Consider the following 16,726-nt stretch of genomic DNA (forward strand, 5'->3'; position numbering starts at 1 on the left):
TAGTCCTTACGGTGTCGGTCTAGAGTCGGAGTTGCGTTCAGTGTAATGGTCGATTTGCAGGTATGGGTATTACGTGGAGGTTGGCGTGACGGAGACGGCTACGGGCACCGACTGGCAGTCCTGGCAGGAGAGCTGGGACCGGCAGCAGGAGTGGTACATGCCCGACCGCGAGGAGCGGTTCCGGGTGATGCTGGACATGGTCGAGGCGGTCGTCGGACCGGAACCGCGGGTGCTGGACCTCGCGTGCGGTACGGGAAGTATTACGGACCGGCTCCTCAAGCGGTTCCCGAACGCCACGAGCACCGGCGTCGACCTCGACCCCGCGCTGCTGGCCATCGCCCGCGGCACCTTCGACGGCGACGACCGGGTCTCCTTCGTCACCGCCGACCTCAAGGACCCGCGGTGGACCGAGCGGCTGCCCCACACCTCGTACGACGCCGTCCTCACCGCCACCGCCCTGCACTGGTTGCACAGTGAGCCGCTTGCGGTCCTCTACGGGCAGATCGGCGGGCTCGTCCGGGACGGCGGGGTGTTCATGAACGCCGACCACATGATCGACACCGGCACGCCCCGGATCAACGCCGCCGAGCGCGCCCACCGGCACGCCGCGATGGACCGGGCCAAGGCCGCCGGGGCGCTGGACTGGGCCGCCTGGTGGGCCGTCGCCGCGAAGGACCCGGTCCTCGCCGCGCCCACCGCCGAGCGGTTCGCGATCTACGGCGAGCACGCGGACGGCGACATGCCCTCCGCCGACTGGCACGCCCGTACGCTCATCGCCTCCGGCTTCGGTGAGGCCCGCGCGGTCTGGGCGTCCCCCTCGGACACCCTGGTCCTCGCCGTGAAGTAGACCGTCGGTGTACGTACGCGAGAGCGCCCCGGACCGATGAGGTCCGGGGCGCTCTCGTCCGCGTACGTACGGCAGGCAGTCCTACAGCACCTTCGACAGGAACGACTTCGTCCGGTCGTGCTGCGGGTTGGTCAGCACCTCGCGCGGGTGGCCCGACTCGACCACCACACCGTCGTCCATGAAGACCAGCGCGTCGCCCACCTCGCGGGCGAAGCCCATCTCGTGGGTGACGACGATCATCGTCATGCCGTCCTCGGCGAGGCCCCGCATGACGTCCAGGACGTCGCCGACCAGCTCCGGGTCGAGCGCGGAGGTCGGCTCGTCGAAGAGCATCAGCTTCGGCTCCATCGCCAGCGCGCGGGCGATGGCCACGCGCTGCTGCTGGCCGCCGGAGAGCTGCGAGGGGTAGTTGCCCGCCTTGTCGGCGAGGCCCACCCGGTCCAGCAGTTTCTCGGCGCGGGCCCGGGCGACCGCCTTGGCCTCGCCCTTGACCTGGATCGGCGCCTCCATGACGTTCTCGATGGCCGTCATGTGCGGGAACAGGTTGAAGCGCTGGAAGACCATGCCGATGTCACGGCGCTGGAGGGCGACCTCGCTGTCCTTCAGCTCGTAGAGCTTGTCGCCCTTCTGCCGGTAGCCGACCAGCTCGCCGTCGACCGAGAGCCGGCCGGCGTTGATCTTCTCCAGGTGGTTGATGCACCGGAGGAAGGTCGACTTGCCGGAGCCGGACGGGCCGATCAGGCAGAACACCTCACGCGGGGCGACCTCCAGGTCGATGCCCTTGAGGATGTGGGCGGCGCCGAAGGACTTGTGGACGCCCTCGGCCTTCACCATGGGGGTGGTCATGCGGAGACACCTCCGGAGGGCCGGTTGCTGAACGCGGCGAGGTTGACCTTGACGCGCTGCCACGGGGTGAGCGGCAGCGAACGCAGCGAGCCGCGGGCGTAACGGCGCTCCAGGTAGTACTGGCCGACGCTGAACACGCTGGTCATCACGATGTACCAGATGGACGCGACGAACAGCATCTCCATCACCGCGTACGACGTGGAGCCGATCTGCGAGGTGGAGCGGAGCAGCTCGTTGTACGTGACCGCGTAGACCAGCGAGGAGGTCTTCAGCATGTTGATGAACTCGTTGCCGGTCGGCGGGATGATCACGCGCAGCGCCTGCGGCAGGACCACGCGGCGCATGGTCTTGGCCTGGGTCATGCCCAGCGCGTGCGAGGCCTCCGTCTGGCCCTCGTCGACCGACTGGATACCGGCGCGGCAGATCTCCGCCATGTAGGCGGCCTCGTTCAGCGCGAGACCCAGCAGGGCGCACATGAACGGGGTCATGACGTCCGTCATCTCGTCCTTGTAGATGAACGGGATGTTCAGGACCGGGAAGATCAGCGCCAGGTTGAACCAGAGCAGCAGCTGTACGTAGACCGGGGTGCCGCGGAAGAACCAGATGTACAGCCAGGCCACCCAGCTGGTGACCGGGTTCTTCGACAGCCGCATCACGGCCAGCACGACGCCGAGGATCACGCCGAGGATCATCGCGAGGACGCTGATCAGCAGGGTGCGGCCCGCACCGGCGACGACGGTGCTGTCGAACAGCTTGTCGCCGACGGCCTGCCACTGGATGTTGCCCTGCGAGAAGGCGTACACGAGGGCGACGAGGAGGCCGATGACCACGACGCCGCTGATCCAACGGCCGACATGGCGGACGGGAATGGCCTTGATGTTCTCCGGGGCCGTGGTGGCGGCCTTGGAGACGGACACCTGGCCGGCCGGTGAGCCGGGGGGCGTCTTGTCGAACTTGTCAGTCATGGTGACTGCCCTTCGGTGAAGCGTCCGGTCACTTGCCGCCGTTGATGGCGGCCTTGTCGATCGCTCCCGTGCCGGCGCCCCACTTGTCGAGCACCTTCTGGTACGAACCGTCGGCGATGATCGCGTCGACGGCCTCCTTCAGGGCGTCGCGCAGCCCCGTGTTGTCCTTCTTGACGGCGATGCCGAACGGGCCGGCGTCCACCTGCTCGCCCACGACCTCGAAGGCCTTGCCGCCGTCGGCCTTGCGGGCCAGGTCGACCGCGACCGGGTAGTCGTTGACGCCGGCGACCGAGCCGCCGGACTTCACGCGGGTCTGGGCCTCGGTGTCGTTCTCGAACGACTCGATCTTGATGGCCTTCTCGCCGCCGTCCGTACAGGCCTTCGACTGCTTCTTGAGGGCCTCCTCGTACGTGGTGCCGCGCTGCACCGCCGCCGGCTTGCCGCACAGGTCCTCGATGGACTTGATGTTCTGCGGGTTGCCCTTCTTCGTGTACACCGCGGTACCCGCGAGGAAGTAGTCGACGAAGTCGACGCCCTCGCCCAGCTTCTTGCCGGAGTCGTCCAGGCCCTCCTGGCGCTGCTTGTTGTCCGTGATCGACGACATCGCGATGTCGTGGCGGCCGGAGTTCAGGGCGGTGATGAGACCGTCGAAGGAACCCGAGGTGAACTCGAACTTCACCCCGAGCTGCTTGCCGAGCGCCTCGGCCAGATCGGGGTCGACACCCACGATCTTTCCGTTCTCGACGGACTCCATCGGGGCGTATTCGGCATTCGTGCCGACCTTGATCACACCGGACTTCTGGTACTTCTCCGGCAGCTTCGAGAAGAGCGGAGCGCCGCTCTTGGTCTCCTTGCCGCTGCCGCTCTCCTGGGAGGCGCTGTCGGTCTGGTCGCCACAGGCGGTGAGGAGCAGCGTGCCGGCGACCGCGATGGCGCCGACCGCCGCGATCCGGGCCCTGGCGGTCGTACGACGCGTGGTGCTTGCGGTCATGTCGGGATCCTCCGGCAGGTGAGGGTGAGGTGCTGGTGGGGCGGCTTGGCACGCACCTTCGAGTGTCGCCACCTCGTGTGAACGGCATCCTGCCATTCGGACTGGCCCATTCAGGGGTCCCGCCATGTCAAAATCGGATAACGGGCGACCCCCGAACATCAACGGCCGGTACGCCAGGACCGGACCTTCTATGGGGATTCATTCCCCTCGCCGGAGAATCTTCGGCACGTCTCGACCAGTGGACGGCATTTATACCGGTTTGCCGACTTGTCCAGATATTCGACTATGAGTCACGTCACCGCGTCGATATGGACTCGTCCGTAACACCGTTCGTCCGGTAAGAAAGACGTTTACACCCCTCATCCGGGGCTCAGGGCGCGTGTGCGGCGCGCCCGCGCGTATGTACCTCTCCCTGCCGGGGCGGGCCAACCGCTCGGTGCGGGGCACGTACGCGGTGCCCGCCCACCCCTCCTCAACCAGGAGTGGCCACCCTCAAACGATGAAGACTTAAGGGGTCAACACCATGGCAGCGGAGATCGTCAATCCTCGCAGCGACAGCACCACCGACAGTGGCATCCAGCGCACGAGCGCAGCGGACACCGGGGCCGACGAGCCCTTCGATCCGGCCTTCGCCCTCCACCGGGGCGGGAAGATGGCCGTGCAGGCCACCGTCCCGATCCGGGACAAGGACGACCTTTCCCTGGCGTACACGCCCGGTGTGGCGAAAGTGTGCAGCGCCATCGCCGACAACCCCGAGCTCGTCCACGACTACACCTGGAAGTCCCAGGTCGTGGCCGTCGTGACGGACGGCACCGCCGTGCTCGGCCTCGGCGACATCGGGCCCGAGGCGTCCCTCCCCGTCATGGAGGGCAAGGCCATCCTCTTCAAGCAGTTCGGCGGCGTCGACGCGGTGCCGATCGCGCTCGCGACCACCGACGCCGACGAGATCGTCGACACCGTCGTCCGGCTCGCCCCGTCCTTCGGCGGCGTGAACCTGGAGGACATCTCGGCGCCCCGCTGCTTCGAGATCGAGCGCAAGCTCCAGGAGCGGCTGGACATCCCGGTCTTCCACGACGACCAGCACGGCACCGCCGTCGTCACCCTCGCCGCCCTGCGCAACGCCGCGAAGCTCTCCGGGCGGACGCTCGGCGATCTGCGCGGTGTGATCTCCGGTGCGGGCGCGGCGGGCGTGGCCATCGCCAAGTTCCTGCTGGAGGCGGGGATCGGCGACATCGCGGTGGCCGACCGCAAGGGCATCGTCAGCCGCGACCGCGACGACCTCACCGAGGTCAAGCGCGAGCTGGCGGAGCTCACCAACCGGGCGGGCATCTCCGGTTCGCTGGAGCAGGCGCTCGCCGGTGCGGACGTCTTCATCGGCGTCTCCGGCGGTACGGTCCCGGAGGCGGCGGTGGCCTCGATGGCGCCCGGCGCGTACGTCTTCGCGATGGCCAACCCGAACCCGGAGGTCCACCCGGAGGTCGCGCACAAGTACGCGGCCGTCGTGGCGACCGGGCGGTCGGACTTCCCGAACCAGATCAACAACGTGCTGGCCTTCCCGGGCATCTTCGCGGGTGCGCTCCAGGTCCGGGCCTCCCGGATCACGGAGGGCATGAAGATCGCGGCGGCGAACGCGTTGGCCGACGTGGTCGGCGATGAGCTGGCGGCGGACTACGTGATCCCGTCGCCGTTCGACGAGCGGGTCGCTCCGGCGGTCACCGCGGCGGTTGCCGCGGCGGCTCGGGCGGAGGGTGTGGCTCGGCGCTGAGGCTGCGCTGCGCTGTGCTGCGCTTGAACGGTGCGTGATCGGGCGGGGCCTGTACGGGTACGGGTCCCGCCCGTGCACGTACAAGCCCCTTCGGCGATTGAGGAGGGGGGCGCCCACCTCAGCCTCTGCGGCGATTGAGCAGCGGGGTCCGGGGCAGCGCCCCGGGGGCTCCGCCCCCAGACCCCCGCTGCTCAATCGCCGCAGGGGCTTGAATGTTGGTGTGCGTCACACGCGTAGGCGGTTTCGTGGGCGGCCCGCCCCGCCTATCGTCGAGCCATGTTCGCCGCCTACGCAGCCCGCATCGACCCCGACCAGCCGCTCGACGGGCTGGAGCTGGGGGACCGTCCCGCCCCCGAGGCGCGTCCCGGGTGGTCCACCGTCACCGTTCGGGCCGCCTCCCTCAACCACCACGACCTCTGGTCCCTGCGCGGCGTGGGCCTCTCGCAGGACCGGCTGCCGATGATCCTCGGCTGCGACGCGGCCGGCGTCGACCAGGACGGCAACGAGGTCGTCCTGCACTCCGTCATCGGGCAGTCGGGGCACGGCGTCGGTCCGAAGGAGCCCCGCTCCATCCTCACCGAGCGCTACCAGGGCACCTTCGCCGAGCAGGTCACCGTCCCCACCTGGAACGTCCTGCCCAAGCCGAAGGAGCTCAGCTTCGCCGAGGCCGCCTGTCTGCCGACCGCCTGGCTCACCGCGTACCGGATGCTGTTCACCAACGCCGGGGTGCGGCCCGGCGATTCCGTGCTCGTCCAGGGCGCCGGCGGCGGGGTCGCCACCGCCGCGATCGTCCTCGGGAAGGCCGCCGGGCTGCGGGTCTTCGCCACCAGCCGGGACAAGGCCAAGCGCGAGCGGGCCGTCGAACTCGGCGCGCTGGAGGCGTACGAGCCCGGCGCCCGGCTGCCGCAGCGGGTGGACGCCGTCATCGAGACCGTCGGCGCCGCCACCTGGTCCCACTCCGTGAAGTCGCTGCGCCCCGGCGGCACCCTCGTCATCTCCGGGGCCACCAGCGGCGACCGGCCCGCGCACGCCGAGCTGACCCGGATCTTCTTCCTGGAGCTGAAGGTCGTCGGGTCCACCATGGGGTCCAAGGACGAGCTGGAGGACCTGCTCGCGTTCTGCGCGACCACCGGGGTGCGCCCGGTCATCGACGAGGTGCTGCCGCTGGACCGGGCCCGTGAGGGGTTCCAACGGCTGGAGTCGGGCGACCTGTTCGGGAAGATCGTGCTCACGCCGACCTCCTAGCTCCGCCGGAAACTCGTCGGTGACAGATACTTGAGGGATGCTCAGCTTTGCTGATGTGCTCTGCCCATGCGAATGGGCAGAGCACTCACGGCAGTTGTCGTCGCGTCCGTGCTCGCGGCCGGGGCCCTCGCCCCCGCCGCCGCGGCGCGCCCCTCACCCGGCTCCTCGTCCCCCTCCTCGTACGAACGCGTCATCCCGCCGCTCACCGACGACCGGGGCCGCACCCTGACCCTCCGCGGCTGGAACGTCGAGGACAAGGCCAACCGCGGCGAGGACGCCCTCACCGCCATCACCGAACGCCACTTCCGCGACCTGCGCGCCAACGGCTTCAACTTCGCCCGGCTGCTGGTCTTCTGGGACGATCTGGAGCCCCGGCGCGGCCAGTACAGCGAGCGCTACCTCCGGCGCGTCGAACGCATCCTGGACTGGGCCCGCAAGCACCGTGTCCATGTCCTCATCGACGCCCACCAGGACGTCTTCGGGCCCGCGTTCGGGCACCGGGGCATCCCGGAATGGGCCACCAGGACCGACGGGCTGCCGTTCACCCCGAACCCCGACGACTGGTTCTCCGAGTACTTCGAACCGGCCGTGCAGCGGGCCTTCACCCACCTCTACGAGGACCCCGACCTCCAGCGCGCCCAGGCCGCCATGTGGAAGGTCCTCGCGGCCCGCTTCCGCGACCACCCGGCCGTCATCGGCTACGACCTGATCAACGAGCCGATGGGGGAGCTGCGCGCGGGCGAGGACCTGCCCACCGCCGCCCGCCGGATCGAGGCCGAGCACCTCACGCCGATGTACAACCGGCTGGCCCGCGCCGTTCGGGCCGAGGACCGGGACACCTGGCTCTTCGTCGAGCCCACCCCTATCGTCGGCGAGGGTGTGCCCACGGGTCTCGGGCGCATCCAGGACCGGCGGACCGTCTACGCCCCGCACTTCTACAACACCGCCATGGAGGCGGGCGCCGACTACGACCCGGACGCGGGCTGGATCGAGGCGTACGAGGCCGCCGTCACCGCCTACCCGGCCCGGTACGGGATGCCCGTGGTCGTGGGGGAGTGGGGGCCGCTGAACAACGCCCTCCCGAACATGGGCCGCTTCTACCGTGAGGCCGTCGCCTCCCTGAACCGCTACAGCTCCGGCTGGGCGGGGTACGTCTGGTGCTACGGCGGCGGCTACTGCGCGGTCGACGAACGCGGCCGTTTCCGTACGAACAAGGAGCAGACGGCCACCCCGTACGCCCCGGCCGTCGCGGGAACCGTCCGCTCCCAGGCGTACGACCCCGGCACCCGCGCCTACCGCCTCGCCTACCGTGCGGCCGCCCGTCCCGGGGCGACGGAGCTGTCGCTGCCGCCCTCGCCCAAGGGGTGGCGGGTCACCGTCACGGGCCCGGCGCACGTCCTCGGCGCGCCCTCGCGCGGTGGACGGCCGGTCGTCCTGGCACGGCCCGGGGCGGAGGTGGTGGTGACCGTGCGGGAAGCTGGCCGGTATGGACGAACTGACCACCCCTGAAGGGTTTCTGCTGCGCCCCTGGCTGCCCGACGACGCCTCGGCGGTGCTTCGCGCCTTCGCCCCGGCGGACATGGACCGTCAGACGGACCGGCCCGTGGACGACCGGTCCGGGGCGCTGGCCTGGATCGCGGAACGTACGCGCGAACGGGGGGCGCGCACCGGCTACTCCTGGGCCGTCGTGGAGGAGGAGGGCGAGGCGCTCGGCTGTGTGGCGCTCAATGTCGTCAACCGGACGCATGAAACCGGCTGGGTCTCCTACTGGACCACCGAGTCGGCGCGCGGCCGGGGCGTCGCCGCGGCCGGCGTGCGGGCGCTGGCGCGCTGGGCCTTCGACGAGCTCGGGCTGTACCGGCTGGAGCTGGGCCATCGCACCGACAACCCGGCCTCCTGCCGGGTCGCGCTCCGGTCCGGATTCGCGCCCGAGGGCATCGACCGGGCCAAGCTGCGGTACGGCGACGTCCGCTACGACGTCGAGCGGCACGCACGCCTGGCCGACGATGATGTCAACTTTCGTTGACGAGAGGATGGTGTCAATGTAGGTTGACATCATGACCGAAGCAACGGATCTGGCCGCACGTGCCGGTGACCGCGACCCGCGCGTCGGGCTGCGGGCGGTGGCCGCGCTGCGGCGGCTGCTGGAGCAGCTCGAAGCCGTACAAGTCAGAAGTGCCCGCGTGCAGGGCTGGTCCTGGCAGGAGATCGCCGCCGAGCTGGGCGTCAGCCGGCAGGCCGTGCACAAGAAGTACGGGAGGCGTTGATGTTCGAGCGATTCACCCGAGGGGCCCGCGCGACCGTGAAGGGCGCCGTGGTCCAGGCCGAGCGCACCGGGGCCGACGCGGTCACCGAGGAACATCTGCTGCTCGCGCTGCTGGAACAGGAGGGCGGCCGGGCCGCGTTCGCCGTCACCGCCCTCGGCCTCCACGACCGCCGGGCCTCCCTGGAGGCCTCCTTCGCCGAGGCCCGCCGCCGTGGCGGGCTCACCAGGGCCGACACCGACGCCCTCGCCGGCATCGGGATCGACGTCGGCGCGATCGTGTCCCAGGTCGAGGGGGTCCACGGCGAGGGTGCCCTGGACGCCGACCGCCGCAGCCGCCGGTGGTGGTCCGGGCACCGCGCCTTCACCCCGGGCGCGAAGACCGCGCTGGAGAACTCGCTACGGGTGGCCCTCGGCCGCGGCGACCGGTTCATCGGCGAGGAACACCTGCTCCTGGCCCTCACCGCGAAGCCCGGAGTCGTCGCCGATGTCCTCGCCGAGCACGGTGCGACCCACGCGGCCGTGCAGCGCGCGCTGTACGGCCCCGACGCGGACAGGGGCGACGGACGCGACGGGGGCGATGGGGGCCAGGGGCACGCCAAGGCCGGGTGAGAGGGGGGGGGAGGGGCGGGGGGGCGTCGAGCCCCCAGCCCGGCCCCCCCCGGGCCTCTCAGGCCTTCCCGCCGCCCTCGCCCTCGCCCTCGTCCTCCGCCGTCAGCAGCGCCTCGATCCGCGCCGTCGCCGCGCCCAGGTGGCGGCGGGCCTCCGCGAGCTGGGTCTCCGTCACCCCGTGATCGCGGGCCGCGTCCCGGATGCCGTCGCGGAAACGGTCCAGCAGGCGGTCCAGATCGCGCACCGGGTCGCCGGTCGTCGGCGCGTCCTGCCCCCAGTCCGCCCCGGGAGCCGGGTCCTGGACGGGCGGGGCGGTCTCCGGCCCGGGCTTGCCGAACGGGGGCCAGGCGCCGGACCGTGCGAAGCCGCCGAGCTGGCCGGTGATCTCCGCGAGGCCTTCCCGTACACCGGAGGGCCAGTCGCCCCGCGCGAAGTGCTCCTGCACCTGGCGGGCGGCGGTCTGCATCTGCTCGCGCGCCTTCTCCTGGGCCTCCTTGGCCTGACGGCGGGCCTGCTGGGCGTCCTCGCGGGCGCGCCGGGACTCGTCCTTCGCCCGGCGGGCCTGCTCCTTCCACTCCTGCTTGGCCCGGCGCAGCTCCTCCTTCGCCGTGCGCCACGCCTCGCTGTCGCCGAGGTCGCCCAGATTGCCGAAGTCACCGAAGTCGCCGAAGGGGGAGGACGGGTCGCCCTTGCTCCGGCCCTTGCGGCTCTCGGCCCCCGTGCCCGTACCGTGCCGGGACTCCGAGGCGGCCGCCCGCATGTCGCTGCGGAGCCGGCCCGCCGCGCCCCGGACGTCGTCGCGTATCTCGGCGGCCAGCTCGGAGACCGAGTCGCGGATCTCCAGCTCCAGATCGGCCAGTTCACCGCTGCGGCCCGCCAGCTCCTCGCGGCCGGCGTCGGTGATCGAGTAGACCTTGCGGCCGCCCTCGGTGGCATGGGTGACCAGGCCCTCGGCCTCCAGCTTGGCCAGCCGGGGGTAGACCGTGCCGGCGGACGGGGCGTACAGGCCCTGGAAGCGCTCCTCCAGCAGCCGGATGACCTCGTAGCCGTGGCGCGGGGCCTCGTCCAGGAGCTTGAGGAGATACAGCCGCAGACGGCCGTGGGCGAAAACGGGAGCCATGTCAGAGAACCTTTCCGGTCGGCTCGGCGGTGTGGGCGTCGTCCTCGGCGGGCGGCCTGCGCAGCAGGGCGATCGAACCGGAGACGGTCGTCGCCCGCAGGGTCCCGGTCCCGGCGCCCAGCGTGCCGGTGATCTTCTTCGCGCCCCACTGACCGCCGACCCGCAGGTCCTCGAAGGCGTTGGAGACGGCCCCGCTCGCGGTGTTCGCCTCGACCCGGGCGTCGGCCGGGTGCGGCAGCCGGATCGCGATCTCGCCGGACACCGTGGTCAGCCGGATGTCCGTGGGCTTCCCGGACGGGTCGACGTCCAGCACCATGTCGCCGCTGACCGACTCGGCCCGGACCGAGGTGCCCGCCCCGTCGACCACCGTCAGATCGCCGGACACCGAGTGGAAGCGCAGATCCCCCGTGACGCTCTGGGCCTCCAGGCTGCCCGACACGGACTCGCCGCGCACCGCGCCGGTCAGCCCGACGAGCGTGGAGTCGCCGGTGATGCCGCGGACCTCGGTGCGGCCGCTGATCCCGGAGACGACGGCCCCGGCGCCGATCACGCCGACCTCGACCGAGGAGGCGGCCGGTACGACGAGCGTGACGACGGCGCTGCGGCGGCGGCCCTTGGGGTCGAACCAGCGCAGAAAGTCCTGCCAGGGCAGATCCTCGTAGGCCACGGTCAGCCGGCCGTCCTCCTGGGTCACGATCAGCGGCGGGCCCTCGACCGCGGAGATCTCCAGCCGGGCGTCCGGCTCGTCGGTCCCGACCACGTTGACCGTGCCGTCGACGATGCGCACATGCAGCGCCGCCACCGGATCGTCGAAGGCGAGCTTCCGCGGCTCGGCGATGGTCCATGTCGACACAGGCATGGATGTGACCTCCCGGAACGCGTGGCGACGCAACATATCGCGTCTCGTACAGAACACGATATATCGCGGATCGGTGAAGTCAAGGCCGGGTGAGGGGCCGTCGAGCGGTACCAAGACCGTCAAACTCTGACAAATTGCCCTAGCGTGTGAGCCATGAACGCGACATCCACCGGGGCCCTCCTGCTGTGCCGGGCCGACCCCGAGACCGTACGGCCGCTCGCCCACCTGCTGCGCGAGCAGATGCTGCTGGCCCGCGCGGGCGAGGAGTGGAGCGTGCTCGTCCCGGAGGGGAAGCCCTGGCGGAACGGGGGCGCGGAGCAGGACGCCGAGCCGGTGGACCGGGTCCTGGGCGGCTGGGCCACCGCGCTCGCCGTCGGCTCCACCTGGCCGGTGCTCGCCCTGTGGTGGGACGCCGACCGGGCCGGATACACGCTCGCCGCCGGATTCCGCAGGCCCGTGGGGTACATCTGGCTGACCGACGGCACCCCGGTGGGCGAGGACGAGGCCATGCGCACCTTCGCGGTCCGCCTCGGCCTCGACCCGGTGCTGGACGTGCAGGCGCTGGAAGGACTCACCCGCCCCGACCCGGAGGCGGGCGCGGAAGCCAGGCTGCGCGGACTGCTCGCCGTCCTCACCGGTACGGGGCTCGCCCTGCCCGCCGGACTCTCACCGGGCGAGAGCGCCGACCGGCTGCGCAGCGTCGCGGCGGTGCAGCGCGGGGTGGAGCGCGTCGAGTGGGCCGGCTGGCGCGATGCCGTACGCGTAGAGCTGGACGCGGTCGAGAGCAGCCGGATCGGCCCGTGGGTACGCGGCCCCCGCGCCCGGGCCGTCGCCGCCGTCCAGCTCGCGGCCGGGCTCCCGCTCCTGCTGTGGGGCGCCCGCCGTCGCAGCGGCGGCTGGGCGGCGGCCGGCGCGGTGCTCCTGGCCCAGGGCGCGCTGGGACTCGCGTACGAACGGGCCAGGGCGGGCACCTGAGCCGGGCGGATCAGACCCCGCGGATCAGGCCCTGAAGGTCACTCGTCCTCGTCGTCCTCGTCGTCCAGCCGGGCCAGCCAGGTCGCGAGGCGCTCGACGGGCACCTCGAAGTCGGGGTTGAGATCGACGAAGGTCCGCAGCTGCTCGGCGAGCCACTCGAAGGTGACCTCCTCCTCGCCGCGCCGCTTCTCCAGTTCCTCGATGCCACGGTCCGTGAAGTACATGGGAAAAGGATATCCAGCGGGGAAACGCCGGAGACCCGGCCCCGCGACAAGCGCGGAACCGGGTCTCCGGGATGTTCGGCGTTACGGTCCTCAGGCCTCGAAGACCTCGTTGACCAGCTGCGTCTGCTCCGCCTGGTGACGCTTGGCCGAGCCGACCGCCGGGGACGAGCCGTGCGGCCGCGAGATGCGGCGCAGGCGCTCGCCGTGCGGCACGTCCGAGCCGACCGCCAGGTCCAGGTGGTCGATCAGGTTGAGCGCGATGAACGGCCACGCACCCTGGTTCGCCGGCTCCTCCTGCGCCCAGAGGTACTTCTCGGCGTTCGGGTACTTCGCGATCTCGGCCTGGATCTCCGCACCCGGCAGCGGGTACAGGCGCTCGAGGCGGATGATCGCCGTCTCCGTGTCGCCGCGCTTCTCCCGCTCGGCGTCCAGGTCGTAGTACAGCTTGCCGGAGACGAAGACGACCTTGCGGACGTCCTCGGCCTTGACCGACGCGTCGCCGATCACCGGGCGGAAGCCGCCGGTGGTGAACTCCTCGATGGACGAGGCCGCCGCCTTCAGACGCAGCATCGACTTCGGAGTGAAGACGATGAGCGGCTTGTGGTGCGGGTTGTGCACCTGCCAGCGCAGCAGGTGGAAGTAGTTCGACGGCAGGGTCGGCATCGCGACCGTCATGTTGTCCTGCGCGCACATCTGGAGGAAGCGCTCCGGGCGGGCGGAGCTGTGGTCCGGGCCCTGGCCCTCGTAGCCGTGCGGCAGCAGCAGCGTGACGCCGGAGGTCTGGCCCCACTTCTGCTCGGCCGAGGAGATGAACTCGTCGACGACGGTCTGCGCGCCGTTGACGAAGTCACCGAACTGGGCCTCCCAGATGACCAGCGACTCCGGACGGGCCAGCGAGTAGCCGTACTCGAAGCCCATCGCCGCGTACTCCGAGAGCAGCGAGTCGTAGACGTTGTACCGGGCCTGGTCGTCGGCCAGGTACAGCAGCGGGGTGTAGTCCTCGCCGGTGACCTGGTCGACCAGGACCGCGTGGCGCTGGCCGAACGTGCCGCGGCGGGTGTCCTGGCCGGCGAGCCGGACCGGGGTGCCCTCCATCAGCAGCGAACCGATGGCCAGGGTCTCGCCCATGCCCCAGTCGATCGTGCCGTTCTCCACCGAGGCCGCGCGACGCTGCATCTGCGGCATCAGACGGGGGTGGACGGTGATCGACTCGGGGATGTTGACCTGCGACTCGGCGATCCGCTTGACGACCTCGGCGGAGACCGCGGTCTCCACGGCCACCGGGAACGCGGCCTGCGGCTCCGGGACGTGCGGGGAGGCGGGCTGCGAGGTGGCCTCGCGGACCTCCGCGAAGACCTTCTCCAGCTGGCCCTGGAAGTCCTGGAGCGCCTGCTCCGCCTCTTCCAGCGTGATGTCGCCGCGACCGATCAGCGACTCGGTGTAGAGCTTGCGCACCGAGCGCTTCTTGTCGATCAGGGTGTACATCTGCGGGTTGGTGAACTCCGGGTTGTCGCCCTCGTTGTGACCGCGGCGGCGGTAGCAGATGAGGTCGATCACGACGTCCTTGTTGAACGCCTGCCGGAACTCGAAGGCGAGCCGCGCGACGCGGACCACGGCCTCCGGGTCGTCGCCGTTGACGTGGATGATCGGCGCCTCGATCATGCGCGCCACGTCGGTGGCGTACATCGAGGAGCGCGAGGACTCCGGGGCGGCGGTGAAGCCGACCTGGTTGTTGATCACCACGTGCACGGTGCCGCCGGTGCGGTAGCCGCGCAGCTGCGACATGTTGAGCGTCTCGGCGACGACGCCCTGGCCCGCGAAGGCCGCGTCGCCGTGGAGCGCGACCGGCAGGACCGTGAAGTCCGTGCCGCCCTTGTTGATGATGTCCTGCTTGGCGCGGGCGATGCCCTCCAGGACCGGGTCGACCGCCTCCAGGTGCGAGGGGTTGGCGGCCAGCGAGACCTTGATCTGCTCGCCGTCCAGACCGGTGAAGGTGCCCTCGGCGCCCAGGTGGTACTTGACGTCGCCGGAGCCGTGCATCGAGCGCGGGTCGAGGTTGCCCTCGAACTCGCGGAAGATCTGGGCGTACGACTTGCCGACGATGTTCGCCAGGACGTTCAGCCGGCCGCGGTGGGCCATGCCGATGACGACCTCGTCGAGGCGGGCCTCGGCGGCGGAGTCGATGACCGCGTCGAGCAGCGGGATGACGGACTCGCCGCCCTCCAGCGAGAACCGCTTCTGGCCGACGTACTTCGTCTGCAGGAAGGTCTCGAACGCCTCCGCGGCGTTCAGCCGGCGCAGGATCCGCAGCTGCTCCTCGCGCTCGGGCTTCGGGCGCGGGCGCTCGACCCGGTCCTGGAGCCACTTGCGCTGCTTCGGGTCCTGGATGTGCATGAACTCGATGCCGGTGGTGCGGCAGTACGACTCACGGAGCACACCGAGGATGTCGCGGAGCTTCATCATCGTCTTGCCGGCGAACCCGCCGACCGCGAAGTCCCGCTCCAGGTCCCACAGGGTGAGGCCGTGCTCGGTGATGTCCAGGTCGGGGTGCTTGCGCTGGTGGTACTCCAGCGGGTCGGTGTCGGCCATGACGTGGCCGCGGACCCGGTAGGAGTGGATCAGCTCGAAGACCCGCGCGGCCTTGGTGACGTCGTCGTCGTGCGAGGCGTCGATGTCCTTGAGCCAGCGGACCGGCTCGTAGGGGATGCGCAGCGCCTTGAAGATCTCGTCGTAGAACTCGTTCTCGCCGAGCAGCAGCTGGGAGAGGACGCGCAGGAACTCGCCGGAGGCGGCGCCCTGGATGACCCGGTGGTCGTAGGTCGACGTGAGCGTCATGACCTTCGAGATGCCGAGCTTGTTGAGGGTGTCCTGCGAGGTGCCCTGGAACTCCGCCGGGTAGTCCATCGCGCCGACGCCCATGATGAGGCCCTGACCGGGCATCAGGCGGGGCACCGAGTGGACGGTGCCGATGCCGCCGGGGTTGGTCAGCGAGGCGGTGACGCCGGTGAAGTCGTCCATGCCGAGCTTGCCGATGCGGGCGCGCCGGACGATGTCCTCGTACGCCTGCCAGAACTCGAAGAAGTTGAGCGTCTCGGCCTTCTTGATGGCCGCGACGACCAGCTGGCGGTCGCCGTTCGGCTTCACCAGGTCGATGGCCAGACCGAGGTTGATGTGCTCCGGCTTGACCAGGGTCGGCTTGCCGTCCCTCTCCGCGAAGGAGTAGTTCATCGACGGCATGGCCTTGAGGGCCTGCACCATCGCGTACCCGATGAGGTGCGTGAAGGAGATCTTCCCGCCGCGGGCGCGCTTGAGGTGGTTGTTGATGACGATGCGGTTGTCGAAGAGCAGCTTCACCGGGACCGCGCGGACGGACGTGGCCGTCGGCAGCTCCAGCGAGGCGTTCATGTTCTTCGCGACGGCGGCCGAGGGGCCGCGCAGCGTCACGTACTCCGGCCCTGCCGGGGCCTCGGTGGACTCGTCGGCCTTCGCCTTGGGCTTGGCGGGCGCGGCGGCGGGCTTCGCCGCCGCGGGCTTCGCCGGAGCCGGGGCCGGGGCCGCCGGGGCGGCCTTGGCCGGGGCGGGCTGCGCGGGAGCCGCCGGAGCGGCTGCGGGCGCGGCCTTCACCGGAGCCGGAGCGGCGGCCGGAGCGGGCGCGGCCGCCTCGGTCGCCGGAGCCCCCGAGGCCCCGGCGCCGGGAGCGGGCTTGTCCGCCGTGCCGGTGGCACCCGGCTTGTAGTCGGCGAAGAAGTCCCACCAGGCGCGATCGACCGAACTGGGATCCTGGAGGTACTGCTGGTAGATCTCGTCGACGAGCCATTCATTGGCGCCGAAAGCCGCGGCCGGGTTGGTGCCCGGGCTGGCTTGGTCGGTCGAGATGCTCGAGTTACTGGGGGACTGAGACGACACGGCGGCAACCGCCCTCTTCCGCTTCACAAGGTGATGGACAGCGGAAATCAAGGCTACGCCCCCCGAACCGTTCCTTGCAGACCGGGCCGGTGCTTCGTCGTGCACATC

Annotated in this window: 15 protein-coding genes; 8 read left to right on the forward strand and 7 right to left on the reverse strand. The window is 70.7% G+C overall.

The genetic code is table 11. From position 1 onward, the window contains the following. Nucleotides 1–85: 85 nt before the first annotated feature. On the forward strand, nt 86–847 hold the full coding sequence (locus tag ACSMXR_RS25820) for a class I SAM-dependent methyltransferase (RefSeq protein ID WP_137233460.1): 762 nt from the start codon (nt 86–88) through the stop codon (nt 845–847). 81 nt (nt 848–928) lie between these two features. Here the strand turns inward: ACSMXR_RS25820 and ACSMXR_RS25825 are convergent, their stop codons facing one another. The 3 genes from ACSMXR_RS25825 to ACSMXR_RS25835 are packed head-to-tail and all read right to left on the reverse strand — an operon-like array spanning nt 929 to nt 3,649. Further along, nucleotides 929–1,693: an amino acid ABC transporter ATP-binding protein gene (locus tag ACSMXR_RS25825; protein ID WP_030626119.1), complete on the reverse strand. Its 765-nt coding sequence runs from the start codon at nt 1,691–1,693 to the stop codon at nt 929–931. Further along, nucleotides 1,690–2,658: an amino acid ABC transporter permease gene (locus tag ACSMXR_RS25830; protein WP_137233461.1), complete on the reverse strand. Its 969-nt coding sequence runs from the start codon at nt 2,656–2,658 to the stop codon at nt 1,690–1,692. The genes ACSMXR_RS25825 and ACSMXR_RS25830 overlap by 4 nt, the downstream gene beginning before the upstream one ends. A gap of 28 nt (nt 2,659–2,686) precedes the next feature. Beyond that, the gene (locus ACSMXR_RS25835) at nt 2,687–3,649 is read right to left on the reverse strand and encodes an ABC transporter substrate-binding protein (RefSeq protein ID WP_098025097.1); all 963 of its coding nucleotides are present in this window, start codon (nt 3,647–3,649) and stop codon (nt 2,687–2,689) included. 523 nt (nt 3,650–4,172) lie between these two features. Here ACSMXR_RS25835 and ACSMXR_RS25840 point away from each other — a divergent pair. From ACSMXR_RS25840 to ACSMXR_RS25865, 6 genes are all read left to right on the forward strand, one after another. After that, nucleotides 4,173–5,414, forward strand: coding sequence for an NAD(P)-dependent malic enzyme (locus ACSMXR_RS25840; protein ID WP_137233462.1), 1,242 nt, complete (start codon nt 4,173–4,175; stop codon nt 5,412–5,414). Between the two features lie 276 nt (nt 5,415–5,690). Beyond that, nucleotides 5,691–6,659, forward strand: a complete 969-nt coding sequence (locus tag ACSMXR_RS25845; protein ID WP_218524773.1) for a zinc-binding dehydrogenase — start codon at nt 5,691–5,693, stop codon at nt 6,657–6,659. Between the two features lie 66 nt (nt 6,660–6,725). Continuing rightward, a complete protein-coding gene (locus ACSMXR_RS25850; protein WP_473170025.1) occupies nt 6,726–8,168 on the forward strand; it encodes a glycoside hydrolase family 5 protein in 1,443 nt (480 codons plus the stop codon). Further along, nucleotides 8,146–8,685: a GNAT family N-acetyltransferase gene (locus ACSMXR_RS25855; protein ID WP_473170026.1), complete on the forward strand. Its 540-nt coding sequence runs from the start codon at nt 8,146–8,148 to the stop codon at nt 8,683–8,685. Before ACSMXR_RS25850 ends, ACSMXR_RS25855 begins: the two co-directional genes overlap by 23 nt. Before the next feature lie 31 nt (nt 8,686–8,716). After that, nucleotides 8,717–8,926, forward strand: coding sequence for a sigma factor-like helix-turn-helix DNA-binding protein (locus tag ACSMXR_RS25860; protein WP_006127526.1), 210 nt, complete (start codon nt 8,717–8,719; stop codon nt 8,924–8,926). Then, the gene (locus tag ACSMXR_RS25865) at nt 8,926–9,534 is read left to right on the forward strand and encodes a Clp protease N-terminal domain-containing protein (RefSeq protein WP_137233465.1); all 609 of its coding nucleotides are present in this window, start codon (nt 8,926–8,928) and stop codon (nt 9,532–9,534) included. Before ACSMXR_RS25860 ends, ACSMXR_RS25865 begins: the two co-directional genes overlap by 1 nt. A 58-nt stretch (nt 9,535–9,592) precedes the next feature. On the opposite strand, the gene ACSMXR_RS25870 is transcribed toward ACSMXR_RS25865, so the two are convergent. Then, complete coding sequence (locus ACSMXR_RS25870; protein ID WP_473170027.1) at nt 9,593–10,654, reverse strand: PadR family transcriptional regulator; 1,062 nt, start codon at nt 10,652–10,654, stop codon at nt 9,593–9,595. 1 nt (nt 10,655) lies between these two features. Beyond that, entirely contained in the window at nt 10,656–11,513 is an 858-nt protein-coding gene (locus tag ACSMXR_RS25875) for a DUF4097 family beta strand repeat-containing protein (protein ID WP_030079439.1), read from the reverse strand. Between the two features lie 153 nt (nt 11,514–11,666). On the opposite strand from ACSMXR_RS25875, the gene ACSMXR_RS25880 reads away from it, so the two are divergent. After that, a complete protein-coding gene (locus tag ACSMXR_RS25880) occupies nt 11,667–12,488 on the forward strand; it encodes a hypothetical protein (protein ID WP_381909702.1) in 822 nt (273 codons plus the stop codon). 38 nt (nt 12,489–12,526) lie between these two features. Here the strand turns inward: ACSMXR_RS25880 and ACSMXR_RS25885 are convergent, their stop codons facing one another. Beyond that, nucleotides 12,527–12,712, reverse strand: coding sequence for a DUF6104 family protein (locus ACSMXR_RS25885; RefSeq protein WP_010061466.1), 186 nt, complete (start codon nt 12,710–12,712; stop codon nt 12,527–12,529). 90 nt (nt 12,713–12,802) lie between these two features. Then, complete coding sequence (locus tag ACSMXR_RS25890; protein WP_218524768.1) at nt 12,803–16,618, reverse strand: multifunctional oxoglutarate decarboxylase/oxoglutarate dehydrogenase thiamine pyrophosphate-binding subunit/dihydrolipoyllysine-residue succinyltransferase subunit; 3,816 nt, start codon at nt 16,616–16,618, stop codon at nt 12,803–12,805. Between the last annotated feature and the right edge of the window lie 108 nt (nt 16,619–16,726).

Source organism: Streptomyces sp. DSM 106670 (assembly GCF_055792845.1).